The organism is Ginsengibacter sp., from assembly GCF_057362405.1.
Genome location: NZ_JBMQQG010000044.1, coordinates 1 through 26722, shown reverse-complemented (window position 1 = coordinate 26722; position 26722 = coordinate 1). Strand labels below are relative to the sequence as shown.

At 37.3% G+C, this 26722-nt stretch carries 19 protein-coding genes and 1 tRNA gene; 10 read left to right on the top strand and 10 right to left on the bottom strand.

Going from position 1 to position 26722, the window contains the following annotated elements; all coding sequences use genetic code 11:
* Window positions 1–152: 152 nt before the first annotated feature.
* The 5 genes from ffh to cphA all read right to left on the bottom strand — a co-directional run bounded on the left by ffh (window position 153) and on the right by cphA (window position 5835).
* Window positions 153–1475: a signal recognition particle protein gene (gene ffh / locus ACO1O5_RS03705; protein ID WP_486268488.1), complete on the bottom strand. Its 1323-nt coding sequence runs from the start codon at window positions 1473–1475 to the stop codon at window positions 153–155.
* Between the two features lie 453 nt (window positions 1476–1928).
* Entirely contained in the window at window positions 1929–2183 is a 255-nt protein-coding gene (locus ACO1O5_RS03700) for a hypothetical protein (RefSeq protein WP_486268487.1), read from the bottom strand.
* A gap of 96 nt (window positions 2184–2279) precedes the next feature.
* A complete protein-coding gene (locus tag ACO1O5_RS03695) occupies window positions 2280–2960 on the bottom strand; it encodes a TylF/MycF/NovP-related O-methyltransferase (RefSeq protein WP_486268486.1) in 681 nt (226 codons plus the stop codon).
* Window positions 2961–3058: 98 nt separating this feature from the next.
* Window positions 3059–3129 (bottom strand) — tRNA-Gln (locus ACO1O5_RS03690).
* 69 nt (window positions 3130–3198) lie between these two features.
* Window positions 3199–5835 carry a cyanophycin synthetase gene (cphA, locus tag ACO1O5_RS03685; RefSeq protein ID WP_486268485.1) on the bottom strand — a complete coding sequence of 879 codons (2637 nt, stop codon included), beginning with the start codon at window positions 5833–5835 and terminating at the stop codon, window positions 3199–3201.
* Between the two features lie 236 nt (window positions 5836–6071).
* Between cphA and ACO1O5_RS03680 the strand changes: the two genes are divergently transcribed.
* A complete protein-coding gene (locus tag ACO1O5_RS03680; RefSeq protein WP_486268484.1) occupies window positions 6072–6983 on the top strand; it encodes a cyanophycinase in 912 nt (303 codons plus the stop codon).
* An 8-nt stretch (window positions 6984–6991) separates the two neighbouring features.
* Here ACO1O5_RS03680 and tyrS read toward each other — a convergent pair whose 3' ends face one another.
* Window positions 6992–8278 carry a tyrosine--tRNA ligase gene (gene tyrS, locus ACO1O5_RS03675; RefSeq protein ID WP_486268483.1) on the bottom strand — a complete coding sequence of 429 codons (1287 nt, stop codon included), beginning with the start codon at window positions 8276–8278 and terminating at the stop codon, window positions 6992–6994.
* 298 nt (window positions 8279–8576) lie between these two features.
* Here tyrS and ACO1O5_RS03670 point away from each other — a divergent pair, with 298 nt between their 5' ends.
* The 6 genes from ACO1O5_RS03670 to ACO1O5_RS03645 all read left to right on the top strand — a co-directional run bounded on the left by ACO1O5_RS03670 (window position 8577) and on the right by ACO1O5_RS03645 (window position 19071).
* Window positions 8577–9683: a putative type IX sorting system protein PorV2 gene (locus ACO1O5_RS03670; RefSeq protein ID WP_486268482.1), complete on the top strand. Its 1107-nt coding sequence runs from the start codon at window positions 8577–8579 to the stop codon at window positions 9681–9683.
* A 17-nt stretch (window positions 9684–9700) separates the two neighbouring features.
* A complete protein-coding gene (gene porU2, locus ACO1O5_RS03665) occupies window positions 9701–14761 on the top strand; it encodes a putative type IX secretion system sortase PorU2 (protein WP_486268481.1) in 5061 nt (1686 codons plus the stop codon).
* 130 nt (window positions 14762–14891) lie between these two features.
* Window positions 14892–15998 carry an acyltransferase family protein gene (locus ACO1O5_RS03660; RefSeq protein ID WP_486268498.1) on the top strand — a complete coding sequence of 369 codons (1107 nt, stop codon included), beginning with the start codon at window positions 14892–14894 and terminating at the stop codon, window positions 15996–15998.
* A 15-nt stretch (window positions 15999–16013) separates the two neighbouring features.
* The gene (locus tag ACO1O5_RS03655) at window positions 16014–17162 is read left to right on the top strand and encodes a hypothetical protein (RefSeq protein WP_486268480.1); all 1149 of its coding nucleotides are present in this window, start codon (window positions 16014–16016) and stop codon (window positions 17160–17162) included.
* Complete coding sequence (locus ACO1O5_RS03650) at window positions 17155–17940, top strand: 2OG-Fe(II) oxygenase (protein WP_486268479.1); 786 nt, start codon at window positions 17155–17157, stop codon at window positions 17938–17940. The genes ACO1O5_RS03655 and ACO1O5_RS03650 overlap by 8 nt, the downstream gene beginning before the upstream one ends.
* Before the next feature lie 144 nt (window positions 17941–18084).
* Window positions 18085–19071, top strand: coding sequence for a YpdA family putative bacillithiol disulfide reductase (locus ACO1O5_RS03645; protein WP_486268478.1), 987 nt, complete (start codon window positions 18085–18087; stop codon window positions 19069–19071).
* Between the two features lie 7 nt (window positions 19072–19078).
* Here the strand turns inward: ACO1O5_RS03645 and ACO1O5_RS03640 are convergent, their stop codons facing one another.
* The 3 genes from ACO1O5_RS03640 to ACO1O5_RS03630 form a co-directional block, all read right to left on the bottom strand.
* Entirely contained in the window at window positions 19079–19372 is a 294-nt protein-coding gene (locus ACO1O5_RS03640) for a hypothetical protein (protein WP_486268477.1), read from the bottom strand.
* Window positions 19369–20175: a PhzF family phenazine biosynthesis protein gene (locus ACO1O5_RS03635; protein WP_486268476.1), complete on the bottom strand. Its 807-nt coding sequence runs from the start codon at window positions 20173–20175 to the stop codon at window positions 19369–19371. The genes ACO1O5_RS03640 and ACO1O5_RS03635 overlap by 4 nt, the downstream gene beginning before the upstream one ends.
* A gap of 101 nt (window positions 20176–20276) precedes the next feature.
* Window positions 20277–22661, bottom strand: a complete 2385-nt coding sequence (locus tag ACO1O5_RS03630; RefSeq protein ID WP_486268475.1) for an alpha-ketoacid dehydrogenase subunit alpha/beta — start codon at window positions 22659–22661, stop codon at window positions 20277–20279.
* A 112-nt stretch (window positions 22662–22773) separates the two neighbouring features.
* Here ACO1O5_RS03630 and ACO1O5_RS03625 point away from each other — a divergent pair, with 112 nt between their 5' ends.
* The 3 genes from ACO1O5_RS03625 to ACO1O5_RS03615 all read left to right on the top strand — a co-directional run bounded on the left by ACO1O5_RS03625 (window position 22774) and on the right by ACO1O5_RS03615 (window position 25465).
* A complete protein-coding gene (locus tag ACO1O5_RS03625) occupies window positions 22774–23310 on the top strand; it encodes a DUF1573 domain-containing protein (RefSeq protein WP_486268474.1) in 537 nt (178 codons plus the stop codon).
* A 19-nt stretch (window positions 23311–23329) separates the two neighbouring features.
* Window positions 23330–23869 (top strand): DUF1573 domain-containing protein, encoded by a 540-nt coding sequence (locus ACO1O5_RS03620; protein WP_486268473.1) that lies wholly within the window; start codon window positions 23330–23332, stop codon window positions 23867–23869.
* Between the two features lie 162 nt (window positions 23870–24031).
* The gene (locus ACO1O5_RS03615) at window positions 24032–25465 is read left to right on the top strand and encodes a glycoside hydrolase family 125 protein (RefSeq protein ID WP_486268472.1); all 1434 of its coding nucleotides are present in this window, start codon (window positions 24032–24034) and stop codon (window positions 25463–25465) included.
* A gap of 30 nt (window positions 25466–25495) precedes the next feature.
* Here the strand turns inward: ACO1O5_RS03615 and ACO1O5_RS03610 are convergent.
* On the bottom strand, window positions 25496–26722 hold a 1227-nt coding region (locus tag ACO1O5_RS03610), incomplete at its 5' end, for an NAD(P)(+) transhydrogenase (Re/Si-specific) subunit beta (RefSeq protein ID WP_486268471.1).

Here is a 26722-nt window from a genome sequence, read left to right as displayed (position 1 = left end):
TTTTTTTGGGTTGTTATTAAATTTAGTTTCTAAAGGATTGCGAAGATAAGTGTCGCAATCGAAAATTACAAATCAATATACAAAAAATTTGAAATAATTAATAGTATTTTTTTAGACGTTACCTGGATAATATATATTATTTCTTTTTAATTTTATTTTTTCCCAAAGCCTGCGAGTTTCCCCATTGGCATTTTATTCATCATCTTCATCATATTTTTCATTTGTTCAAATTGTTTAATAAACTGGTTGAGTTCCGTAAGATCTTTGCCACTACCTGCAGCAATCCGCTGCTTACGGCTTGGATTTATAATATCCGGATTGCGGCGTTCCTCTAACGTCATTGAATTAATCATTGCTTCAATTCCCTTAAAGGAATCGTCATTGATATCGACATCTTTTATTTGTTTGCCAACACCTGGGATCATTCCCATAAGATCTTTCAGGTTACCCATTTTTTTTATTTGCTGAAGCTGGGTTTTAAAGTCTTCAAAATCAAACTGATTTTTTCTTATCTTTTTTTCAAGCTTTGCTGCATGTACTTCATCAAATTGCTCCTGCGCCTTTTCAACAAGACTAACAATATCGCCCATACCCAAAATCCGTTGTGCCATACGTTCCGGGTAAAATACGTCCAGTGTGTCCATCTTCTCTCCGCTGCTTACAAACTTGATGGGTTTGTTTACGGTAGATTTAATTGAAATAGCAGCGCCACCTCTTGTGTCACCGTCTAGTTTAGTTAGCACCACACCCGTATAATCAAGCCTTTGATTAAATGCGGCCGCTGTATTTACCGCGTCCTGGCCGGTCATACTATCCACAACAAAAAGAATTTCTTTGGGCGAGACTGCATTTTTAATATTTGCCACTTCCGTCATCATAACTTCGTCTATGGCTAACCGTCCGGCAGTATCAATAATCACAACATTCCTATTTTTTGATTTCGCTTCTTTAATTGCATTTTGAACAATTGCTACAGCATCTTTATTCTCAGGCTCGCTGTAAACCTCAATGTTAATTTGTTCTCCCAGTATTTTTAATTGTTCTATTGCCGCAGGCCTGTAAATGTCGGCAGCCACCAATAAAGGCGACTTCCCCTTTTTTGTTTTGAGATAGTTAGCCAGCTTTCCACTAAATGTTGTTTTACCACTACCCTGCAGCCCTGCAATTAATATTATGGCCGGGTTTCCGTTTAAATCAAGCTCCGTTTCCGTTCCACCCATTAATTGGGCTAATTCGTCCTTAACAATTTTTACCATTAATTGTCCCGGGCTTATCGAATTGATCACTTTTTCGCCCGTGGCTTTTTCCTTAATACTATCTGTAAAATCCTTGGCTATTTTATAATTCACATCAGCATCTACTAATGCCCGGCGAATATCTTTAACTGTTGAAGCAATATTAAGTTCTGTTATCCTGCCCTGGCCTTTGAGGTTCTTAAAAGCGCTATCGAGTTTATCACTTAACGATTCAAACATGTTTTGTCAATTGAAATTTAAGAAATCTGAAAAAATAAAATTGATTTAGCTTACCTGCCAAAGCGGCAAAATTAAGAAAATTGGTGATGCAATATTTTCGAATGATGCTCTTGAGATAATTTAATGATTATATCAATACCAGTAAAATCTGTTTCCACATTCAAGTATCGCCTCTTCGAAATTAGAATGCATTCTTTTACTATACATTTTTGATTCACTAAGGTATCTTTTCGTTCGGTACTCATAAATGTTATTACTCTTCGAGACATTTTTATAAATTCTTCAGGCGGCGAGGCCTCCGAAGAATAAGGTAAGGCTTCACAAACTTATACAATACGGCATCAAAATAGATATATCATATTATACCAGCTACTTCTTACTGACCTTATCGGGCTGACAGAATATGGGGAGATAACGGGGGAAAAATTGATTAATATGGGGAAATCAAGAGCCCTATGACAAAACCGGTCTTTCTATCTTTTTTAAGAAATTATTTCCTGCCTCAGTTACATAGATACACAACTGCTTCTTATTATTAACAATGTCCATTCTCGTGTCAATCAATCCCCTTTTATATAAACCAGCAAGCGATGACTTCATTTCTTCAGGAAAACACGGAATACTGCCGTTTCCGGCTATTTCCTTTTCCTTACACTCCTTAAGTTTTTCGATCATTCGTTTGGTAGGCGGCCGCATGGATTTTTTCATAATGGACTTGATGGGTAATTAGCTCAATTATTAATTTCTAATGTGATAAATTAGACTATAAACAAGTTCTTTGCCATTTTTTATTTTAGGACGTTCCTATTTATTAATTACAACAGAACCGCCCGAATCAGGAATGGGCGTAAAAGAAATAAGAGTTTCGGCACAAAATTTTTCGACCGCTTTCCGGGCTCCTTTGTAATTATCATTATTGAAATCGTGAATGAACATATAACCACCTGCCACCAATTTCGGATAGAAATATTTCAGTCCTTCATATATTGGGTCATATAAATCTGCATCGATGCTGACAAATACAAACCGACAGTTAATTTCTTTGGCTGAGGCTGGAAAAAACCCTTTAACAGGCAAGCATTTACTTGGAAAAGGCATTATCGCTAAGACTGAATCAACTGAGGTGTTTGAAAAATCCTGCGATCCTGGCGAAAAACCCTTATTTTTTTCTTCCGCAACATCTCTTGAATCAAACCCTTCAAATGTATCAAAGAGGTAAAGCGTCCGGTCTTTAAAATAAAGATTAATGTATTTGGCAAATTTTCCTCTATAAACACCCAGTTCTGCTACGTTTCCCTCTAGATTTTTGGTGTTGATTTCATTGCTAACTAACTCAAGCGTAGATAGTCTTATATAATCAAAATAATTTTGGTTGATATTTCTGGGGCGTTCCAGGTATTCTAAAGAATTACTAACAAAAATTTTTTCTTTTTGTAAGCCTTTCCCCATCAAAAAATTAATTCCCTTAGCAATACGTCTGAACATATCCTTTGATTGACAACTAAAAAATTGAGAGATAATAAAAAAGCCAAACTATTAAGTTTAGCAGTCAAACAAGGTGAAAAAATAAGCACCTAAATAAGTTGTCCCACGAGGATTCGAACCTCGACAGACAGAATCAAAATCTGTTGTACTACCTTTATACTATGGGACAAAAGGAGTGCAAAAGTAAGATTAACAGTCAAAATTTCAAAACTACAATTTGAATTAATAATTTGGCGCACTATAGCCTGGATTTAGCTTCCTTATCCTCAGCTTCTTTTAACCTTTTGATATGAGCTAGTGCATCCGGAATAACATCACACATGATTGTTATGATGGCTCCTGGTTTTACATTATCGTAAGCATACTGAATGGCTTCACTCTCCTTTTGCAAAATCATAACTGGTATATCTTTAGGCTTGCTCTCATTAATACCTTCCACTAAAAGGTTAATTATTTCTTCGGCTGTCCGTCCCCGTAAGTGTTTATCCTGCCTGATGATTATTTCATCAAAATTTCTTGCTGATATCCTCCCTATTTCACGAATGTCATCGTCCCTTCTATCGCCTGTGCCACTTATAATGCCAACTTTATAAGTACTTTCCAACCGATTAACAAAATCGCAAAGGAGGTTTAGACCGGCGGGGTTATGAGCGAAGTCTGCCAAAAACTGGAAATTCCTGAACTGAAAGAGATTAAGTCTTCCGGGCGTTTGCGAAACCGAGGGAATAAATGTATGCAAGGCCTGCCTTATATCTTCGACCTTTATATTTCTAAAAAGATAACAGGCAAGGATAGACGGAAGTGTGTTCATAATATTGTGAGTCGCCTTGCCGCCAAAAGTTATAGGAATTTCGGTAACCTTTTCAACACGTATTTTCCAATTCCCTTTCATTATAGTTACATAATCATTTTCGTAAACAGCTGCAATGCCTCCTTTGCTGCAATGCTGTTTTATCCGTTTATTATTTTCATCCATGCTGAATAACGCAATATTACAGTTGAGGCCATCTTTCATGGCATAAACCAAGTCATCATCCGCGTTTAAGATTGCAAACCCGTTTGGAAAAACAGTTTCAGGCAACACCTGTTTTACTTTGGCCATCTGTTCAAGCGTTTCAATGCCACCAAGCCCAATATGATCGGCGGTTACATTAGTTACGATAGCAATATTACAGTTTGCAAAGGCCAGACCATTTCGTAATATACCTCCCCTGGCGCACTCCAAAACAGCAAAATCTACAGTTGGATCTTTTAGTACAAATTCGGCGCTTTTAGGTCCGGTACAATCCCCTTGCATCATTAATTGATTTTGAATATAAACACCATCAGAAGTTGTGAATCCAACCTTATAACCCGCTACCTTACAAATATGCGCCGTTAATCTACTCGTAGTTGTTTTACCATTGGTACCGGTGATTGCGATAATAGGTATTCTGCCATCACCGCCTTTAGGGTAAAGCATTTCAACCACAGGTTCTGCAGCGTTTCTTGCAATTCCTTCAGATGGCTCTACATGCATTCGAAATCCTGGCGCCGCATTTACCTCAAGCACAGCTCCACCATTTTCTTTTAATGGCTTTTTTAAATCCGATGCCATAATATCAATGCCGCAGATATCAAGCCCTATAATTTTTGCGATACGCTCTGCCAGGAAAATATTTACGGGATGCACTTCATCGGTTACATCGGTAGAAGTGCCTCCTGTTGACAAGTTTGCCGTTGGTTTTAATAACACCAACTCATCTTTTGCAGGAATCGTACCAAGGTTGTACCCCTTTTCATCAAGTACTTTTTCCGTAAATCCATCGATTTTTATTTGGGTCAAAACTTTTTCATGGCCATAGCCCCGTCTGGGATCTTTGTTTGTTTCATCAATAAGCCATTGAATAGAATGAACACCGTCGCCTCTAACGGACGCGGGTGTGCGCAAAGCAGCACATATAAATTTGAAGTTGATAACCAAAACTCTAAAATCGAACCCTGAGATATATTTTTCGCATATAACAGATCGACCGTACTTCCTGGCAGCTTCCAATGCTCTTTCCGCTTGTTCGAAAGTGGTAATGTTTGTAGTAGCTCCCTTACCATGGTTTCCATCAATCGGTTTAATTACAAATGGATATCCAACTTCATCTATAGCGCGCTGTACTGTCTCATCGCTGTAAAGGATAATCCCTTTCGGAACCGGTACTTCTGCAGCGCTCAGCAGGTTTTTTGTTTCTTCTTTATCGCCGGCGATGTCTACCGCAATAGTGGATGTTGTGCTGGCAATGGTAGCACGAATTCTCTTTTGATGAATTCCATAACCTAACTGTACAAGACTATGTTTATTCAGCCGGATATAAGGAATACCACGCCTGGCTGCTTCTTCAACAATACTTCCCGTGGAAGGCCCCAGCCGTGTATCTTCTCTTATTTCTCTCATTGTTTGAACTTCCTCTTCCAGGTTGTAAGGAGAATTATCAATTAGAGATTCCACGAGCCTGAATGCCGATTTTGCAGCAAACACGCCTGCGTCCTCTTCCATATAATCAAACACAACGAAATACTCGCCATGTTTTCCGGTAGTTCTTGTTCTCCCGAAACCCATATCCATACCTGCAAGGGTTTGAAGTTCGAGTGCTACATGCTCTATAACATGTCCCATCCAGGTACCTTCTGCCACCCGCGATAAAAATCCACCGGGTACTCCCTCACTGCAGCGGTGTTCATAAAGTGTGGGTAATAACTGTTCGAGCTTCTCTTTAAACCCTGGTAATTTATTTGTTGGCACATGCTCCATTTCTTCGAGATCTATTTTCATTTGAATAAGCTTGGGCCGTCTAATGCTCCAGTAGTTTGGGCCTCGTAAAACTTTTATTTCGATAATCTTCATAAACGAACTAATAAAATTTGGGATAAATATTTAAATGTTCTCATAAAAAACAACGCAGCAAATTGTAAGTTAATGATAATTCACATCCAAAAAATACAATGGTTTGTACAATCTCTTTATTTCAATTCCGTTATTTTTGTAATTAGTATTTATTTTGACAGTAAAGGCGCATTGAATACTAACCCAATAATTGTATCGATAAATGAGGCGCCGCTGTTTATATCAAAATTGAATGCATGCAACATCCGCAGGGAAAACTTATTGCCATAGGAGGAGCCGAAGATAAAGGCTCTGATCTTGAAAAAGGCGATACGGTTAGAAATAATCTTAATTTTTTCGAGTTGGGTATTCTTCGACGCATTGTAGACGAAGCAGGCGGCCCCGACATAAGAATGGAAGTAATTACTACGGCTTCTATGATACCCAATGAAGTGGGTGAAAATTACCTGAATGCTTTTGGAAAAATCGGATGTACAAACATTGGTTTATTGCCTATACGCAACAGGGCTGATGCAATGGACAAAGAATACCTTGAGCGATTAAAAAATTGTGATGCCATAATGTTTAGCGGCGGAAATCAATTAAGGTTATCATCAACTTTTGGAGGAACGGAATTTTTGGAGATTGCTCTCAATCGATATCACGATGAGAAAAATTTTGTGGTGGCTGGTACTTCGGCCGGTGCAATGGCAATGAGCAATACGATGGTTTATGAAGGTAATGCCACAACTGCTCATTTAAAAGGAGAAGTGAAAATAACTACCGGCCTTGGCTTTATGGATGATGTAATCTTCGACAGTCATTTTGAAAAACGGGGAAGATTTGGCCGGTTAGCGCAGGCGATTGCGAGTAACCCTTCTGCAGTGGGAATAGGTTTAGGAGAAGATACGGGAATGCTTATAAAAGACGCTAATGTAATGGAGGCAATCGGCAGTGGAATGGTAATGATAATTGACGGGCATGACATCATGCATAACAATATTGCTGATATTCCTGACGGGAACCCTATAAGCGTGGAAAATATTAAAGTGCACTTTTGTGAAAAAGGAAATGGGTTCTTACTTAAGGAAAGAAAATTTATTCCGGATATAACAGCATATTACAAAGAAGAAAGCTCATCAAGAGGTAAATTAAAAAAAGCTATTTAAAATATTTATTATATCGTTTTCAATAAATAATAATTTTTCTTTCCTTTTTGAACAAGCAGGTATTTATTATTTAGCAGAAAATCTTCGTTTAATTTAGTTTCAACATCAATCACTTTTTCTTTATTTAAAAATACGCCGCCGCCCGCAAGCATTTTACGGGCTTCACCTTTGCTCGGAAATATTTTGGTATCTGCCAGCAATGAAATGAGATCAATATTTTCTTTTAACATTTTTCTGTCTACATCAATCGATGGAACGCCTTCCATTACCTGCAATAACTGCTCCTCGTTTAATTCCTTTAGCGTTTGTGCGGTATCGCTGCTAAATAAGATTGAAGACGCTCTCACGGCAAATTCATAGTCTTTACGGGAATGGACAAGACACGTAACTTCTTCAGCTAACTTTTTCTGGAGAATTCGCTGGTTTTCGTTTCCCGTATGTTGGCTAACTAAGTAGGCAATTTCTTCTTTCGATAGAAAAGTAAAAATTTTAAGAAATCTCTCGGCATCGAGGTCAGCGGTGTTAAGCCAAAACTGGTAAAAGCTATAAGGCGATGTTTTATCTGCACTCAGCCATATATTTCCTTTTTCGGTCTTGCCAAATTTTCCTCCGTCGGCTTTTGTTAAAAGGGGGCAGGTAAACGCAAAAGCTTCAGCCCCACTTTTACGCCTTATTAATTCCGTTCCTGTAACTATGTTTCCCCATTGGTCACTGCCTCCAAATTGAAACCTGCAATTTTTGTTTTTATTCAACCAATAAAAATCATAGCCCTGTACCAGTTGGTAAGTAAATTCGGTGAAGCTCATGCCATTTTCCCCTTCCAAACGTTTTCGAACACTATCCTTCGCCATCATATAATTTATGGAAATATGCTTTCCCACATCTCGTATAAAATCCAGAAATGAAATGTCTTTAAACCAATCATAGTTATTCACCATTTCAGCAGCGTTATCTCTTTCAGAGCTGAAATCAAGAAATTTTTTTAATTGCTTTTCCACAGATTTTAGGTTGTAATTCAACACATCTGTATTTAATAAATTACGTTCTTCACTTTTCCCGGAAGGGTCTCCCACCATTCCTGTGGCGCCTCCTACTAAGGCAATAGGTTTATGCCCAAATTTTTGTAAGTGCATTAAAGCAATTATCGGAATAAGGCTGCCAATATGCAAACTATCGGCCGTGGGATCGAAGCCCACATAACCAGCAGTTGGCTCCTTACATAATTGCTCCTCTGTGCCGGGCATTATATCCTGAATTAAACCCCGCCATCTTAACTCCTCAATTAAATTGTCCATACTTTTTTTAAAAGGAATGATAATAATTGTAAAGTTTCAAAAATAGTTCACAATTAAATATTTCAACAATTGATTTTGAAGACCCGCGACATTTTAATGACATTGTTGAATCACACCGGGAAAGCGGAAGGGTGCTATTTCGAAATTTTCTCATAATCTATCCCCCATAGTTTACATAAGTTTTACTTAATTTTAGTTGGTATTAGGCTTAATGAGATACAATATTTAGAGTTATTGTCCGTTTTATATTACCCAAATACTCACTGATACTATCCATTAAATTGATCATTCCCCCAATATGAGAATTGCCAGACTTACCAAATTAATGTGCCTGTTGATACTACCTAGCTGTGGGTTTGCACAATTCAGAAAATATTCTAATGAGTTTTTAAATATAGGTGCAGGAGCAAGAGGCTTAGGCATGGGAGCATCTGTTTCGGCGTCTGCAAATGACGGAACTGCAGGTTATTGGAATCCGGCCGGGCTTACCGGTGTTCGCGACAATCCATCCATAAATCTCATGCACGCCAGCTATTTTGATAATATTGGTAAGTACGACTATGGAAATGTTGCTGTACCCATTAGCGACAACAAAAGAACACTCGGCTTTTCCATCTTACGTTTCGCGGTGGACGATATCCCAAATACTTTGTTTTTGGTGGAACCCGACGGGAGCATCAATTATGGAAATATTACCACATTCTCTTCTGCAGATTACGCCTTCTTATTTTCTTTTGCCCAAAAAATAAAAGATGATGATGACGTAAAAATGAGTTTTGGTGCTAACGCAAAAATAATTTACCGGAAGGTGGGTCATTTCGCGACAGCATGGGGTTTTGGCTTTGATGCAGGGTTTAAAATGCAAAAAAACAACTGGACGCTTGGCATTGTTGCCAAGGATATTACAACCACTTTTAATGCCTGGTCGTTTAATTTTTCTGAAAAAGAAAAAGAAGTTTTATATCTCACAAAAAATGACATCCCTGTAAAGTCAACAGAACTTACAGCTCCAAGGCTCACAATAGGTAACTCCTACAATTTTCGCCTTGGATCAAGTGTAAATCTTTTAACTGAGGCAGATTTTGATTTTACCTTTGATGGAGAACGAAATACAATATTAAGTGGAAAGACAATAAGCATTGATCCACATTTTGGCATGGAGGCATCTATTAAAGATGTTTTTTTTGTTAGAGCCGGCATTTACAATTTTCAGAAGGCGCTTGCAGACGGAGATACTACCAACCAAAAAAAAGTTTGGATATATCAACCAAGTTTAGGCGCAGGATTTAAAATAAAAAATGTAAGAATTGATTACGCCTTCTCCAACCTGGCTAATCAATCTAATCCTTTGTATACTCATATTTTCTCATTGAGATTTGATCTTGCTAAAAAAGAAAATAATTAAGGCCTTAACTAACGTCTATGAAAAAATTATTAATAATATTTTTTATTTTCATTTCAGCCCCGGCTTTTACACAAACATATACTAATAGCTGGATTGATTATAGTAAGACTTATTACAAATTTAATATTGGCCAAACCGGCCTCTATCGCATATCTCAATCCATTCTTAATGCTGCGGGACTTGGAGCTATCCCTGCCGAACAATTTCAGCTATGGAGAAATGGTGCAGAAGTTGGTTTATATACATCAGTGTCCAACGGTCCTCTAAGCTCATCAGACTACATAGAATTTTGGGGGATTATGAATGATGGCAAGAAAGACACAAAACTTTATCGCGACCCTGATTACCAGCTATCTGATTATTACAGTTTAGAAACTGACACCGCCGCCTATTTTTTAACGGTAAATCCCTCGGGAAATAATTTGCGATTTGTGACCAGCCCGAATAATGTTGCAGGAAATTCACTTGCACCGGAGCCTTACTTTATAAACACAAAATCGGTCTATTTTAAAAATAGAATAAACATGGGCCTGGGGCTCCCGCTTGGGGAGTATGTTTATTCATCTTCTTATGATATCGGGGAAGGATGGACATCGAATGATATTGCCCCATGCTGCCCGCTTTCTTATCTTTTCGACAGTATTTATATGTATACCGGAGGCCCATCGGCGTCATTCAATTTTGCAGTAGCAGGCAACGCCTTAAACCCAAGAAATGTAAGGGTTAAGATATATAATAACGTCATTGACGATGAGCCAATGTCAAATTTTACATACTTAAAAAAACAAGTACTTAATATACCGGCGAGTTATTTTCCAAGCCCTGATCATGTGTTGATTTCTATTCAACCCGTTTCTTCTGTTAGTACGGACAGAATTGTTGCTTCTACATTCTCTTTAACCTATCCTGCTAAGTTTAATTTTAACCATAAAAAGAATTTTTATTTTGAGCTACCTGCAACAGCATCCGGAAACTATTTGGTTATAGATAATTTTGACTATGGGAGCGCCAACCCCGTACTGCTCGATATTACTTCTGGTGCCAGGTACACCGGCGATATTACAACAACGCCTGGTAAAATTTTATTTGTACTACCGCCATCGTCAGCTACACTGAGAAAATTTGAAATGGTAAGCGAAGATGCCTCCAATATAAATTCCGTTAGTTCATTAACCCAAAGAAATTTTGTTAATTATGGAGTTGCAGCTAACCAGGGAAATTACTTAATCATAAGTAACCCCGTTTTATATAACAATGGTTCCGGTATTAACAACGTTGATTTGTACCGTGCATATAGAAGTTCGGCTGCGGGTGGTAGTTATAATGCTAAAATTTATGATATCGACCAAATAGATGACCAGTTTGGTTATGGAATAAAAAAACATCCGTTGGCAATTAAAGATTTTATACAATATGCTGCTGGTACATTTTCGCCCAAGCCAAAATATGTTTTTCTGATTGGAAAAGGAATAACGTATTATGACTATATAAATAATCAGAATAGCGTTTATGATGATCAGTTAGATCTTATTCAGACTTTTGGCAACCCGGCCTCGGATATTCTGCTTTCATCTCCTTATGGCAGTACCGTACCTACTATCCCCATTGGCAGGCTATCGGTAACTACGGGAAATGAAATTGGAAATTATCTCCAAAAGATAAAGGAATATGAAAATGCGGCGGCGTCAACGACTCAAACGCTCGCTAGTAAATTATGGATGAAAAACGTAGTTCATGTAATTGGCGGAAAGGATAGTTCAGAAAGTGATCTTTTTACTTTCTACATGAATCAGTATGCGAATATTATTGTTGATACATTGTATGGTGGCAAGGTGGAAACGTTTGCCAAGACTACTAATTCTGCCGTTCAATTGATATCCGGTCAAAGAATTGAGCAATTATTTAATGAAGGGATAGGGCTCCTCTCTTATTTTGGACATTCTTCCTCAAATACACTTGAGTTTAATTTGAGTGACCCTTCGACTTATCAAAACCAGGGAAGATATCCGTTCTTTTCAGTAAGTGGTTGCACCGCCGGTAATAACTATATATTCGACACTACCCGGATAACGCAAAATAATTTATCTATTTCAGAAAGATTTGTGCTCGCCAGTGAAGGCGGGAGTATTGGATTTTTAGCTAGTTCCCATCTGGGCGTGCCTCCCTATCTCTACAGTTACGACGTTGAAATGTATACCCAGCTTGGTGTGGTAAATTATGGTAATACTGTTGGCAACGATATAAAAAATGTGATAAATAATTTGGGGGGTGCCAATAACTCACTGGATTTCCTCACACGAATTAATATGGAGGAAATGAACCTGCATGGCGATCCTGCTATTACTATAAATCCTCATCCAAAACCTGACTATATTATAGAAGACCCGCAGGTGAAAGTTAACCCTTCATTTATTTCTGTGTCTGAAACCAGCTTTCAATTGCAGGCCAAAGCTTATAACATCGGAAGGGCCATAAATGACTCAATTTATTTTGAAGTAAAAAGAACGTATCCTAACGGAATTACTGAGGTTATTTTCCGTAAAAGAATTCCAGGTATAAGATATGCAGATTCTATACAGATTTCCGTTCCGATTATTTCTACGAGGGACAAAGGATTGAATAAGATAACGGTAACAATAGACGCAGATAACGAAGTAGACGAACTGTCAGAAAATAACAACAGTATAACGAGGGATGTATTTATATACCAGGATGAAGCAACACCTGTGTATCCTTATAATTTCGCTATTGTAAATGTTGGAAACCAAAAATTATACGCATCCACGTCAGACCCATTAGCATCTGCCAAAGATTATGTTTTTGAAATTGACACCACTTTGCTTTTTAACTCTTCGGTTAAAGTAAGTAAAACAGTTAATTCACCGGGAGGTGCTATACAATTTGATCCCGGATTTAGTTATGCCGATAGCACAGTTTACTACTGGCGCGTATCAATTAAACCTGCATCGGGCCTGGAAACAGATTATCATTGGAACAATGCTTCATTTATTTATATCGCCAACAGTTCGATGGGAGCGAATCAATCTCATTACTACCAGCACCTATATTCCGACACGCAACATATTATTTTAGATAGCGCCAGGCGATGGGATTATACTTCTGTCAATAATGTAATTACTTCCAGGAATGGCGTGTTTCCAACGGCTGCCCGTTTAGGATCCGATTTTGACGAAGATGTTAATGGCGCCTTATTTGCAGAGAGTGTTTGCGGTGTTTCCGGTATTATTTTTAATGTGCTCGATCCTATTAGTTTAAAACCATGGCTAAATGCCGTAGGCCCAACAGGGTTATATGGAAGTGACCAGGTTTGTGGTTACGATAGGTTAGCCAATTTCCAATTTAACATTCTAAGCCAGGCGAAGAGAGACAGTGCCATGAAGTTCCTTGATATGGTTCCGGATAATTATATCGTTATTGCTAGAAATATTTCAGGTACTGCCCCTGCCAGTAATACCTATGCTGCAGATTGGGAGGCCGATACCACTGCTTTCGGAAGCAACAATTCATTATACCATCGTTTACTGTCGCAGGGCTTTGTTTTAATTGATTCCTTCTATAGGCCGCGGTCTTTTATATTCATGTATCAAAAAAATAATCCTGCATTTATACCCAATTTTGTGTTCTCTACGGGAATTTATGATAAGATATCTTTGGCGCATAATTTTAATGCTCCTGATACATTAGGATATATTACGTCGCCAAAATTTGGTCCGGCAACAGCATGGAAAGAAATGCATTGGCGTGGAAGCAGCCTGGAACTTAATTCTCCCGACAACCCTAAAGTTCAGATTATTGGAATCGACAGCACAGGAAATTCAACTACTTTATTTAACGTAGATAAGAGCATGCAGGACGTTGATATTTCTTCAGTAAATGCATCGAAGTATCCATACATGCAACTTAGAATGCGCAACTCAGATAGTGTGAAACTAACGCCTTATCAACTCTCATATTGGAGATTAAATTTCACCCCGGCGCCGGAAGGAGCACTTACCCCTAATTTGTATTTCCTAACAAAAGATACGCTGGACCAGGGAGAAATTTTGCACTTTGGCATAGCGTTCAAAAATATCAGTCTTGCGGCTTTTGATAGCATCAAAGTAAAATTTGAAGTAATCGATGATAATAATGTTACTCATGTTCTTCCCATTACAAGAGTAAAGCCGCTTGTTAGCGGAGATACGATCAAACTGCAATACGATATTGACACCAAAGCATTTTCCGGAGCCAATACTTTGCATGTTGATTTCAACCCCGACAATGACCAGCCGGAGCAATATCATTTTAATAATTTCCTTTTCAAAACATTTTTTGTAAAAGCTGATAAATTTAATCCATTGTTGGATGTTACTTTTGACGGCGTTCATATATTAAACCGTGATATCGTTTCCGCAAGGCCTCATATAGTTGTTAAGCTAAAAGATGAAAGTAAGTTTTTATCTCTTGATGATACCTCATTGATGAAGGTTCAAATACAATATCCCGATGGCTCATTGAGAACTTATAAGTTCGATAACGACACATTGCGATTTACACCCGCCAATTTAGCAGCTGGCGAAAATACTGCCACCATTGACTTTATGCCGTTATTGCCGGGAGATGATGATGAATACGTTTTAATCATTTCAGGAAAAGATGTCGTGGGTAATACAGCAGGCAATTTGAATTACCAGGTTGATTTCAGAGTTATCAACAAACCTATGATTTCTAATTTGCTCAATTACCCAAATCCATTTACAACGTCAACTGCATTTGTGTTTACCGTTACGGGTACTGTTGTACCGCAAAATATAAGAATTCAAATATTAACGATTACCGGTAAAATAATTAGAGAAATTACTAAAGATGAGTTAGGCCCTTTACATATAGGTCGAAATATTACGGAATTTAAATGGGATGGCTCCGATATGTATGGACAGAAAGTGGCAAATGGTGTTTATCTTTATAGGGTACTTACTAATTTAAATGGAAAATCGTTGGACAAGTTTACCGATAATGGCGACAATACAGATAAATATTTTACCAAAGGTTACGGAAAAATGTATTTCATGCGATGATGAACAATTAAACAATAATTATAAAAGCTTTTCATGATTTGAAGAGCTTTTGCGATATGAAAGATATACCACAAATAGATATAAGAGTTAATGAGGAGTTAATCCCTTTTGCGCAGATAACAAATTAGAAATTCTAAAAGTATTTATCATTACAACATCTGCAACAAAACCTTACATTCCACAGTTAGATGGGATCAGAGGTCTGGCCATTATCCTGGTTATTACATTTCATTACTGGGGTTACTTACCTGTATTTTCTTTTGGGTGGTGCGGTGTGGATTTGTTTTTTGTTTTATCAGGTTATTTAATTACATCAAGATTAATAGCATTAAAAGGACAACCTAATGCACTAAAAAAATTTTACATAAACCGGACTTTAAGGATTTTACCCGTTTATTATTTAACTCTTATAATATTTTATATAGGCTTCAATTTATTAGTCAAAAAACAAAATTTTTATTTATTTGAATTTTATAATCATACTTGGTGGAGTTTTCTCTTTTTCTTACAGAACTGGAGCTTTATATTTTATAATGGCTTTAAAGAAAATTTTTTAGGTCACTTTTGGTCGCTGGCGGTTGAAGAACAATTTTATTTGATATGGCCATTTTTTTTATACCTTTTTTTCGGGAGGAGAAATTTTCCTCAATTAATTTTTACTGCTATCTTATTAATAATTGCAACGAGAATACTTTTATATATAAAGTATCCTGAATGGTCAGATTATGAGCATTATTATTATAACACGTTTTGCAGAATGGACTCTTTTTTGATGGGAGGCATTTTATTTATTTCAAAGAGTAATAGTAATGGTAGAAGTTTTATCAAGTATTATCTTGCTGCCTTACTTATTGTAATTTTTGGAATCTACCTTACAGGTAGTGCAAGTTTTGCAAACCCTTTTATTAGCACAATAGGGTATACTTTAATTGGCTTAATATCTGCAGGATTGGTTGATGCAGCTGTAAGCAATTCTAACAAATTACTATCTGCTGTTTTCAATTGCGAATGGCTAAAGTTTACCGGAAAAATTTCTTATGGTTTATATATTTTTCACTGGCTGGTTTTAAAAACTTTTAAAATAAAAATTTCTAATTCTCTTGTTAATTCATTTCACATAAATATTGCTTATGCAGATATGATTTCACTTTTTTCATGCCTTGCAATAAGTTTTATCATCAGCATTATTAGTTATTTTTATTTTGAAACATGGTTTTTGAAAAGAAAATTTCATTAAAAAATTAGCCACTTTATGAAGAAAACCATCAATGATAAATTCACACTCTCAGATGCTAAAAAACGGTATGCAAGGCTTGCGTTGTTTATTATCTGGCTCGGTTTACAGTGTTTTCTTTTCTGGCAAAACGGAATAGTAACAACACAGGAAGCAGTAAAATATATTGACCAGGCTAATGTATTTTTAAGCACAGGAAAATACAGCTCTGCCAATTTTATTTTTTATTCTGTACAAATTTTACTAATCGCTGCATGCATAAAGTTTCATATCAGTTTTATATTTCTTGTGCTTTTGCAAATAATTTGTAATGGCATATCAATAATTTGTTTTTTTAAAATTGTAAATAAATTATCAGGCAGTTTGTTGCTATCTTTTTTCAGCACTTTATATTTTCTAATTTTTTTTTATTATTATTTCTACAATACTTATCTCTTTACTGAATCTTTATATTTTAGTTTTTCTGTGATATACGCTTATTTTCTTTTTTCGGTAAAACGATTAACCATAAACAATATATTGCTTATCTTTTTGCTTTTATCACTGCTATATCTCACAAGGCCTACAGGTATTTTTTTTATACCTGCGACATTTCTTTTTATAATTATTAAATTTTATTATAAAAACTCTTTGAAGATTATTGCTGCATCAATCTGCGTTGGTCTTATCTTTTTTTATTTTTTATTTAATTACTCTATCGGCTCCGGCGGTGAATTTGATTTCCTGCTGCCTTATCTTGATGAAAGAATTATTTGCGGCGTGCCTACAATAAGAATAGCTCACAATATTGTTGTGCCTGTTGAGAAAAATTCAATTGCAGGATTGCTGTATATTATTACTCATTATTCTGGTTTATTTTTTCGCTTATCAATACAAAGGCTTGCGGCTTTCTTTAAAATATACCGCCCTTACTATTCAGTATTCCATAATGTTTTTGCTTCTGGCTATTTTTATTTGATGTATGCTGCGATTCTTTTTCATATAAAATATTTATTTAAAAAAGATAAAGCAGAAGTTTGGTTTTTGATTACTTGCATCGGCCTTACGGTTACTACGGTAATGCTTTCCTGCGATGAATGGGGAAACAGGTTTATATTATCAGTGCTGCCTTTCTTTTTATTATTATCAGTTATTGCAATAAAAAATAAAAAAGAGTTGAATGGATAAAAATATTTTTTCAGAAGAAAATTTATCTGCGTTACACAAGTGCTTTATTGAAGCAGAGCCATTTCCATACTTATGCATAGATAATTTTTTAGAAGAAGAACTCGCCAACTCTTTATCGGAACATTTTCCATCATTGGAAGCAATGAATACCATTTACCATGGCATCAATGAAAATAAGGGAGAACATTCATCTTTCGAAAACCTGCATCACTCTTTTACTATATTAAAACAGCAATTGCTTAATGATACATTTATACAAAAAATTGAAAAAATTTCCGGGATAAGTAACCTGGAAGTCATTCAAGACCGCTATGGTAGCGGGTTAAGTCAGGGAGGCAAGGGAAGTTTTTTAGATATTCATATTGATTATAACCTGCATCCCGTTGCAAAAAAGCAGCGCCGCATTAACCTGCTTATTTTCCTAAACAAAACATGGGAAAAAGAGTGGTGCGGTTACCTGGAATTCTGGGATGCCTCGCATACAAAATGCATAACAAGCGTAGAACCCCGGTTTAATCGTTGTGTTATTTTTATTTGCAACAACATTTCATACCACGGTTACAGCAATATTAAATGCCCTGAATATGTTACCCGTAAATCTTTTTATTTATACTTTTTCTCAAAGCCTGAAAAGAAATTATTATATCACGATACAGTTTTTACAACTGCAGGTAATCACAAATTTATTTATAAATACAGGATCATAGTAAAAGAATTTTTTAAGAACAGCATAAAAAGAATTTTGTACTATAGCGGACTTAATAAATTTTTAAAGTAAGGAAATTAAATCATTTTAATTAGAAATGAGCAATCATGGCTGTAGTAAAGGAATCCCGATAAATTTAACTTTCATTTCTCTTAACTAATTTTATGTTTTACAAAAATAGATTTCAAAAAATAAATGTGACTAAATTGGTTGTAAATGAAAGCTGAAACATACGACATTATTATTATTGGAGGAGGTCCAATAGGCCTCGCATGCGGACTGGAAGCAAAGAAATCAAACTTAAGTTATTGCATAATTGAAAAGGGTGCATTGGTTAATTCTATTTATAATTACCCATCCAACATGACTTTTTTCAGTACAAGTGAACGACTTGAAATTGGAGGAATTCCATTTGTTAGTAATAGTGTGAAGCCCACCCGGAACGAAGCTTTGGAATATTATCGCAGGGTTGCTGTTTCTTCAAATCTTAATATTCACTTATTTGAAGAAGTTAAGAGTGTGAATAAAAATGAAAACTTATTTACTGTTCTAACTAATAAATCGTCATACCAGGCGTCCAATATTATAATCGCGACCGGCTTTTACGATATACCCTATTTATTAAATGTAAAAGGAGAAGATCTCCCTAAAGTGAAACACTATTATAAGGACCCCCATTATTATGCTTTTCAAAAAGTATTGGTAGTTGGCGCTGCTAACTCAGCAATAGACGCAGCACTTGAAACCTGGCGTAAAGGAGCAACAGTAACTATGGTGATTAGAGGTGACAAAATAAGTGATCGGGTAAAATATTGGGTTAAACCCGATATTGAAAATCGCATTGCGGAAGGTTCTATAAAAGCATATTTCAATTCAACCGTAGCTGAGATAAGAGAGCATGAAGTTGATATTAAGACTCCTGAAGGTATTGTAACAATAGAAAATGATTGGGTGCTTTCAATGACGGGATACCAGCCAAATCTGCAATTCCTAAAAAGCCTAGGCATCGAACTTTCGAAAGATGAAATCTGCAAACCAACTTATAGCGAGTTAAATTATGAAAGCAATGTAAAAGGAGTTTATTTGGCGGGAGTTATCTGCGGGGGAATGAACACCCACCGCCTTTTTATTGAGAACTCGAGAGAACACGCTGAAAAAATAATTGCCGATATAAATAAAAAAAAAGAATCTTTTACGAAATAAATTGTCATTAATTCAATTGATCCCCTTCTCTCTCCATTATTTTATTATATTTTTTTTCACTTAAGCTATAAGTTAAATGAGTTGAAAGAAACCCTATAGCAATTGATACTGCAATAAGAATGAATATTAAATTCCGACCTCCTCTTTCCCATAAAGGAGTAAAAAGTTTCGTGAGAAAAAAAATAACAAGAAATGAAACAACCGTCCAGGCGATTGTAAATTGCAAATAATATTTCCAACGTGGGCCAGTCCTTTGTTCCTTCCATTGCGCAATAAAATGTCGCTCAGAATTACTTATCATAATTGATCTCCTGTTTCAAATTCGCCTTTCATATAAAATACACAATTGCCTGCCATAATTGCCCTGTCGCCCCTTTGTTCACAATAAATTACCCCACCCCGTTTAGATAATTGTAAGGCATTCATTTTTTCTTTATTAAGTTTTTTACTCCAAAAAGGGATCAATTGCGAATGAGCAGATCCCGTAACGGGGTCCTCATCAATGCCGGCAGTTGGCGCAAAAAATCTTGATACAAAATCAACAGATTTTCCAGGTGCAGTAATAATTATTTTGTACCCTGTATTCTTCATTGCGGAGAAATCGGGAACGCAATTTCTAACAGCATCTTCGTCAGCTAACTCCACCAGCAGATCCCGATTTTTATAAATGCCTTTAATATCAGCACCGCCGAGGGCATCTCTAAGATTAATAGGCGGATCGTTAAATTCATCTGGATTCCAGGAAGGGAAATTCATTTTGATGAGATCATCTTCTTTTGAAACCCACAAAATTCCGCTTTGAGAACTAAACTTGACATCCGGCTTTTTAAAATTCAAATAATTAAAAATTACAAAGGCTGAAGCAAGTGTGGCATGGCCGCATAGATTGATTTCAAGTTGTGGCGTAAACCACCTGATATCAAAGTCAGCCTGAGAACCTTGACCTGCAGGAACAAAAAAAACCGTCTCCGAAAGATTATTTTCAAAAGCCAGTGTTTGCATCAAGTCCTCATCTATCCATTTATCAAGAGGTACTACCGCTGCCGGATTTCCGGAGAAAAGCCGATCAGTAAACGCATCTATTTGGTATAGGGTTAATCTCATTTGATCTTTTTAAAATTTAGAGCTCTTTTTTTAACCGCAGTGTCTTTCGCTTTTCTGATCTTATGATATCCGGCAATTAAATAAACTTATTGCTTATTGAATTATTCTGCCATCATTTCTTTTGCAATCTTAATAACATCTTCTACGTTAGGCTTACTAAAATAATCACCATCGCTTCCGTATGAAGGCCGGTGATCTTTCCCCGTAAGCGTACGAGGAGAAACATCGAGCCATTTATAACCACCCTGCTCTTCCATTACTTTATTAAACATGTAAGCTGCTGCTCCACCTGGAACATCTTCATCAATAAAAACTATGCGGTTGGTCTTTTTTAATGAAGAAAGAATCGAATGATTAATATCGAATGGCAGCAATGTTTGAACATCAATTACTTCACAGCTTATTTTCATTCCTTCCAAAATCTGTGCTGCTTCCTCTACAATTCTTAGCGTAGCACCATATGCAACCATCGTTATATCGTTACCTTCTTTAACTACTTCCGGCATACCTAACGGTACCGTATATTCGATCAAGTTCGCCGGCAATTTTTCTTTTAAGCGGTAACCATTCAAGCATTCAATCATCAAAGCAGGATCGTTGCTTTGTAATAATGTATTGTACATGCCTACAGCCTGAACCATATTTCTAGGCACACATACATACATTCCACGAAGTGAATTTATGATCATTGCCATGGGCGACCCGCTGTGCCAGATTCCTTCAAGCCGATGCCCACGCGTACGAACAATCAGCGGTATGCTTTGCTGGCCCATAGTGCGAAAATAAGTCGTGCAAACATCGTCACTTAAGGGCTGCAATCCGTATAACAAGTAATCAAGATATTGAATTTCTGCAATAGGCCTTAAGCCACGCAGTGCAAGCCCAATCCCTTGCCCGATTATACTTAGCTCCCGAATACCCGTGTCGAATATTCTGCTTTCTCCATACTTCGCCTGCAATCCGCTGAAACCCTGGTTTACATCACCTATGTGCCCCAGGTCTTCCCCAAAAGCAATCACTTTATTATTACTTGCAAAAAGTGCGTCAAAATATTTGTTCAATACTTCGTAGCCGTTTATCGTTTCCGCGTCTTCGTTATAGATTGCTTTAATATGGTCAACTTTAAGCGCCGATTTCGGTCCTTCATTATACAGGTTCGAATTAAATATCTTACTATTTTCTTTTACAAGTTTATTGTAGTAGTTTTTTATTGCCTCTGATGGTAAACCGGGATAATTGAGCGCTATTGAAAGCGTCTTCATTACATCACGCCTTAAAGGTTCCCGGTTAGCGGAGAGCTTGTCTATCAACTTTTGAATCCCGTCCTTATTTTTATGTTGATCTAAATCAGCCCGAAGCAACGAGATTACATCACTCACCTGCTTCCTTATAGGCGAAATGTATTTTTCCCACGCATCTTGCCTGCTTTGTTTTACAAGCTTCTTTGCAGCAATTTCGATATCACGTAATTCATTATCATCTGCAAGAGCGTTTTCAATAATCCACTCACGCATCTGCTTCCTGCACTCCCATTGATTTTCCCAGGTGAGCCTCTCTGATGTTTTATAACGCTCCTGGCTACCCGAAGTAGAATGTCCCTGCGGCTGCGTTATTTCTTCTACGTGAAAAAGAGCAGGCGTATGAGTTTCCCGAATATGTTTAATAGCTACTTCAAGTACTTCACACATACCGGCATAATCCCATCCTTTTAAATTGTAAATATTTATTCCGTTACTATCTTCAGTTTTTTGTAAACCGCTCAGGGCTTTTGAAATAGATGATTTTGTTGTTTGATATTCTTTAGGTACCGATATTCCATAGCCATCATCCCATACAAATACTGCCAATGGAACCTGAAGTACTCCGGCTGCATTCATTGCTTCCCAAAAATGCCCTTCCGATGTTGCGGCGTCGCCAATTGTGCAAAAACAAATTTCATTTCCGTTTTCACTTAAATTTTTCATTTTATTCAAATCCTTTTCGTCTCTGAAAAGTTTTGAAGCCAAGGCAAGTCCAAGTGCTCTTGGCATTTGGCCGGCAGTAGGAGCAATATCTGAAGAAACATTTTTTAATTGGGAAAGGGGCAGCCATTCGCCATTTTCATCTACAAATTTTGTGGCAAAATGAGAGTTCATCTGTCGACCGGCGCTAAAAGGGTCGTTGTTTATGTCTGGATCTGCATATAATTGAGAAAAAAATTGTTCTATAGTGGCAAGTCCGCTTGCGAACATAAACGTTTGATCACGGTAATACCCTGCTCTGAAATCGCCCGGCATGAAAAACTTTGCCATAGCAACCTGGGCCACTTCTTTGCCGGCACCAAAAATGCCAAACTTTGCTTTACCGGTGAGCACCTCCTTTCTACCCAATATACTGGCCTCACGGCTTTCACAAACTGTGCGATAATCTTTCAGTACTTCTTCCTTGAACTTATCAAAAGTCAAATTTTGAAGGAGAGCCTCATCAGTCAGGTAATTTGCGTCCATATTAGCAAAAATATTAATTATGAATGACGATTGTTAAAAAAGTGATAACCTGTTCACAATTTGCAACCTTTTGCCGCGTTTTATTATCTTTGAAAGCACAATAAACAAGATAATGAAATTTATATTTACTTTTCTTTTAGGATTTGCTTTCAGTATGGCAACTTTTGCACAAACCAGTGCTGCTAATGTTACTAAAAACAATATAAAGAAAGCTAAAATCGAAAGCACGGCCGCTGCCACTAACGCTCAAACGTCCGTTGCTGCCACGACGGATACAAAACCTAACACAGAATCGCTCAATCTTAAAGAAACTGAATTCGATTTCGGCAAGATTCCCCAGGGCAAGCCTGTTACTCACATCTTCGAATTTACAAATACCGGCACTACTCCATTTTCTCTCGAAAATGTACAGGCTAGTTGCGGATGCACTACCCCAGTATGGAACAAGGATGTAGTTGCCCCTGGCGCAATCGCACAAATAATTGTCGGCTATAATGCACAAAACGAAGGACCGTTTGCCAAACCAGTTACGATAACGTACAATGGCAGCCAGGTTAAACAGATTACCATTAAAGGAGATGTTTGGAAAACTCCGGTTACCTCAGCTCCTGCAAATACATCATTAAACTCTTTAAAAAACGAACAATAAAAACAACAAACAAACTATTATGAAAAAATTACTATTCGCGGTTTTAGTATTATCGTCTTCTTCTTTATTTGCTCAAACTAAGGCGGACGACATTGCTAAAATTAATGTTGAGACATATGACCTTGGCAAAGTGAAACAAAACGTACCGGCAACGGCCACATTTGTTGTTACAAATATTGGCAAACAGGATTTATTAATTGACCAGGCTAATCCGACTTGTGGTTGCACAATTTCCGATTATACCAAGTCACCAATTGCCCCGGGCAAAACAGGCGTGATACATGCCACCTACAATGCAGCGAATCTTGGACATATCGATAAAACGCTCACGGTTAAGTTTGCTGGTGCATCTGATATAAAATTTATTAAACTCACCGGCGAAGTATTAGATTCGGCGGCGTACGCTAAGGCCATTGCGACTGGCCAGGTTAAAAAGAATGTTGCTGAAACTTCACCCACTTCGGTAACTAATTCCAACACAACTTCCACGACCAGTAAAAAAGCAAGGAAAGAAAAAAAGGCAGCATCTGCTGCACTACCTGCAACTTCAAAATCTTGAAACTAAATTCATCAAATGAGAAACCCTTGCAATTGCAGGGGTTTTTTATTTGACTGTATTGCTTAAATGAAATATTTTGCCATCGGTAATTATTAATTTTAATTACTGATACGATCTTACCAATTGAATGATGGCACTAAAAATTTCTTTAAAAAATAATTAATGAACAACAGAAGACAATTCCTTCAAACAGCCGGCATTCTTGCATCTGGAATTTTATTAAAAAAATCCGGCGCATTTGCGTTTAACAAAAATCCCTTTGAAAGTAAAAGGCCGCCTCTATCAGAGAGAAAATTTACAAGTGAAGCAGTTGAAAACGTAATCAAGAAACTTAAAAAAGAAATTGCCGATCCGGAACTGGCATGGCTATTCGAAAATTGTTTTCCAAATACTTTGGATACGACTGTTGATTTTGAAGTCATCGACGGTAAACCAGATACTTATGTAATTACAGGGGATATTGATGCCATGTGGCTTCGTGATAGTACAGCTCAGGTTTGGCCTTACTTATCATTAGTAAAAGATGATCGGCATCTTCAGCAATTAATAAATGGAGTTATAAACCGGCAGGTAAAATGCATTCATCTCGACAGTTATGCCAATGCTTTTTACAAGGATGAAAATAAGATCAGCGAATGGAAAAGTGATTTAACCGTAATGAAACCCGGCATTCACGAGCGCAAATGGGAAATAGATTCATTGTGTTACCCAATAAGATTGGCTCATCAATACTGGAAACTTACGGGCAACACAACACCTTTTGACGCAGGTTGGGAAGAAGCTGTTAAGATAATTGTCAATACTTTCAAGGTGCAGCAAAGAAAGCATGGAAATGGACCATACTCCTTTCAACGAACCACGGCTTTTGCAACTGATACCGTTCCATTAGGTGGGTTTGGATATCCCGTGAAACCAGTGGGATTGATATGCTCTATGTTCAGACCAAGTGATGATGCCACAATCTTTCCGTTTCTTATTCCATCTAACTTCTTCGCTGTTGTTTCGTTAAAGAATGCGGCAGACATGGTTCAATCGATAAGAAAAAATAATATACTAGCCAATGAATGTTTGCAGCTTGCAAATGAAGTGGAATCAGCTTTGCATCAACACGGAATCATCAATCATGACCATTATGGGAAAATATATGCTTATGAAGTAAATGGTTTCGGAAGTTTTAACTTGATGGACGATGCTAATGTCCCCAGTCTTTTATCATTGCCTTATTTGAATGCGGCGAAACAAAATGATGCGGTTTATATAAACACAAGAAAGTTTGTGCTGTCTCCGGATAATCCATTTTTCTTTAAAGGATCTGCAGGCGAAGGTATTGGCGGTCCTCATGCAGGCATGGACAGGATTTGGCCATTAAGCATTATTATGCGTGGGTTAACAAGCAACGATGAAAATGAAATAAAAAAATGTATCAGGATGTTGAAAGGCTCCAATGCCGGAACAGGATTCATGCATGAGTCATTTAACAAAAACGATGTAAATAATTTTTCACGCAAATGGTTCGCGTGGGCAAATACTTTGTTTGGTGAATTAATACTTAAGACTTCAAATTTATACCCGGAAATAATAAGATCGGGTTTTTAACATAGAAAGGAATTAGCGAAAAAAGCGCTTCTATAAATTTTTCATTTCTGCAATAAGATCCTGAAGTACCTTTTTTGCATCGCCAAAAAGCATGGACGTTTTGGTGTGGAAGAACAGATCATTTTCGATACCAGCATAACCGGGCTTCATACTTCTCTTATTTACGATAACTGTTTTAGCAAGCTCCACTTCGAGTATGGGCATACCATAAATGGGTGAAGCAGGATCATTTTTTGCCGCAGGGTTTACAACGTCGTTAGCCCCCAAAATCAATACGACATCTGTAGTTTTAAATTCTTCGTTGGCATCTTCCATCTCTAATAACTTATCATAACTAACATCTGCTTCAGCTAACAAAACATTCATGTGCCCTGGCATACGGCCTGCAACCGGATGAATGGCATATTTTACTTCAACCCCTTTTTCTTCCAATACTTTTTCGAGCTCATGGCAGGCATGTTGCGCCTGTGCAACCGCCAATCCATAGCCGGGAACTATCATCACTTTTTTTGAATAAGCCATTACCATTGCCGCATCACTTATGGAAATTTCTTTATAACTACCTTGTGTACCCGAAGAAGTCGCTGAAGTTTTTGCACCACCAAAAGAGCCTATCAGCACATTCGTAAGGCTCCTGTTCATGGCACGGCACATTAGAATGGTGAGCAAAGTTCCCGCCGCACCCACTAAAATACCGCCGGTAAGCATTGCTTTGTTGTTATACAAAAAACCGCCACAAGCTGCGGCCACACCGGTAAAAGAATTGAGCAAAGAAATTACAACGGGCATGTCCGCACCACCAATTGGAAGGACAAATAATACCCCGTACGAAAGCGCCAGGAAAACGGTTATAAAGAAGGGAATATCGGCTCCTTTAACATTAGTTTGATAAGTAAATACCGCGCCGGCAAGCACTAAAGCAAAAACAACAAGATTAAAACTGTGTTGACCTTTAAAAGTGAAGTCTTTAATTTTTCCGTTCAACTTACCCCAGGCGATCATGCTGCCAGCAAAAGAAACGCTGCCGATAATAGTTCCCGCAATAATTGCAAGGTAATGCCCGAGAGGAACTACACCCGAAAAGAATGTTGAATCCAGCATTTTATTAGTCCGGAACAAATAATCGAACTCTACTATAGAAATTAAAGAAGCACATGCTCCGCCCATCCCATTAAAAAAGGTTACCAGTTCGGGCATCGCAGTCATCTTCACTTTCTTTGCAGCAAGTGTGCCGATAACAATTCCAATAATAATTGC

Bases quoted from the DNA above. Each gene is read 5' to 3' on its own strand.
- ffh (WP_486268488.1), bottom strand. From the start codon at position 1,475: ATGTTTGAATCGTTAAGTGATAAACTCGATAGCGCTTTTAAGAACCTC.
- ACO1O5_RS03700 (WP_486268487.1), bottom strand. From the start codon at position 2,183: ATGAAAAAATCCATGCGGCCGCCTACCAAACGAATGATCGAAAAACTT.
- ACO1O5_RS03695 (WP_486268486.1), bottom strand. From the start codon at position 2,960: ATGTTCAGACGTATTGCTAAGGGAATTAATTTTTTGATGGGGAAAGGC.
- cphA (WP_486268485.1), bottom strand. From the start codon at position 5,835: ATGAAGATTATCGAAATAAAAGTTTTACGAGGCCCAAACTACTGGAGC.
- ACO1O5_RS03680 (WP_486268484.1), top strand. From the start codon at position 6,072: ATGCAACATCCGCAGGGAAAACTTATTGCCATAGGAGGAGCCGAAGAT.
- tyrS (WP_486268483.1), bottom strand. From the start codon at position 8,278: ATGGACAATTTAATTGAGGAGTTAAGATGGCGGGGTTTAATTCAGGAT.
- ACO1O5_RS03670 (WP_486268482.1), top strand. From the start codon at position 8,577: ATGAGAATTGCCAGACTTACCAAATTAATGTGCCTGTTGATACTACCT.
- porU2 (WP_486268481.1), top strand. From the start codon at position 9,701: ATGAAAAAATTATTAATAATATTTTTTATTTTCATTTCAGCCCCGGCT.
- ACO1O5_RS03655 (WP_486268480.1), top strand. From the start codon at position 16,014: ATGAAGAAAACCATCAATGATAAATTCACACTCTCAGATGCTAAAAAA.
- ACO1O5_RS03650 (WP_486268479.1), top strand. From the start codon at position 17,155: ATGGATAAAAATATTTTTTCAGAAGAAAATTTATCTGCGTTACACAAG.
- ACO1O5_RS03645 (WP_486268478.1), top strand. From the start codon at position 18,085: ATGAAAGCTGAAACATACGACATTATTATTATTGGAGGAGGTCCAATA.
- ACO1O5_RS03640 (WP_486268477.1), bottom strand. From the start codon at position 19,372: ATGATAAGTAATTCTGAGCGACATTTTATTGCGCAATGGAAGGAACAA.
- ACO1O5_RS03635 (WP_486268476.1), bottom strand. From the start codon at position 20,175: ATGAGATTAACCCTATACCAAATAGATGCGTTTACTGATCGGCTTTTC.
- ACO1O5_RS03630 (WP_486268475.1), bottom strand. From the start codon at position 22,661: ATGGACGCAAATTACCTGACTGATGAGGCTCTCCTTCAAAATTTGACT.
- ACO1O5_RS03625 (WP_486268474.1), top strand. From the start codon at position 22,774: ATGAAATTTATATTTACTTTTCTTTTAGGATTTGCTTTCAGTATGGCA.
- ACO1O5_RS03620 (WP_486268473.1), top strand. From the start codon at position 23,330: ATGAAAAAATTACTATTCGCGGTTTTAGTATTATCGTCTTCTTCTTTA.
- ACO1O5_RS03615 (WP_486268472.1), top strand. From the start codon at position 24,032: ATGAACAACAGAAGACAATTCCTTCAAACAGCCGGCATTCTTGCATCT.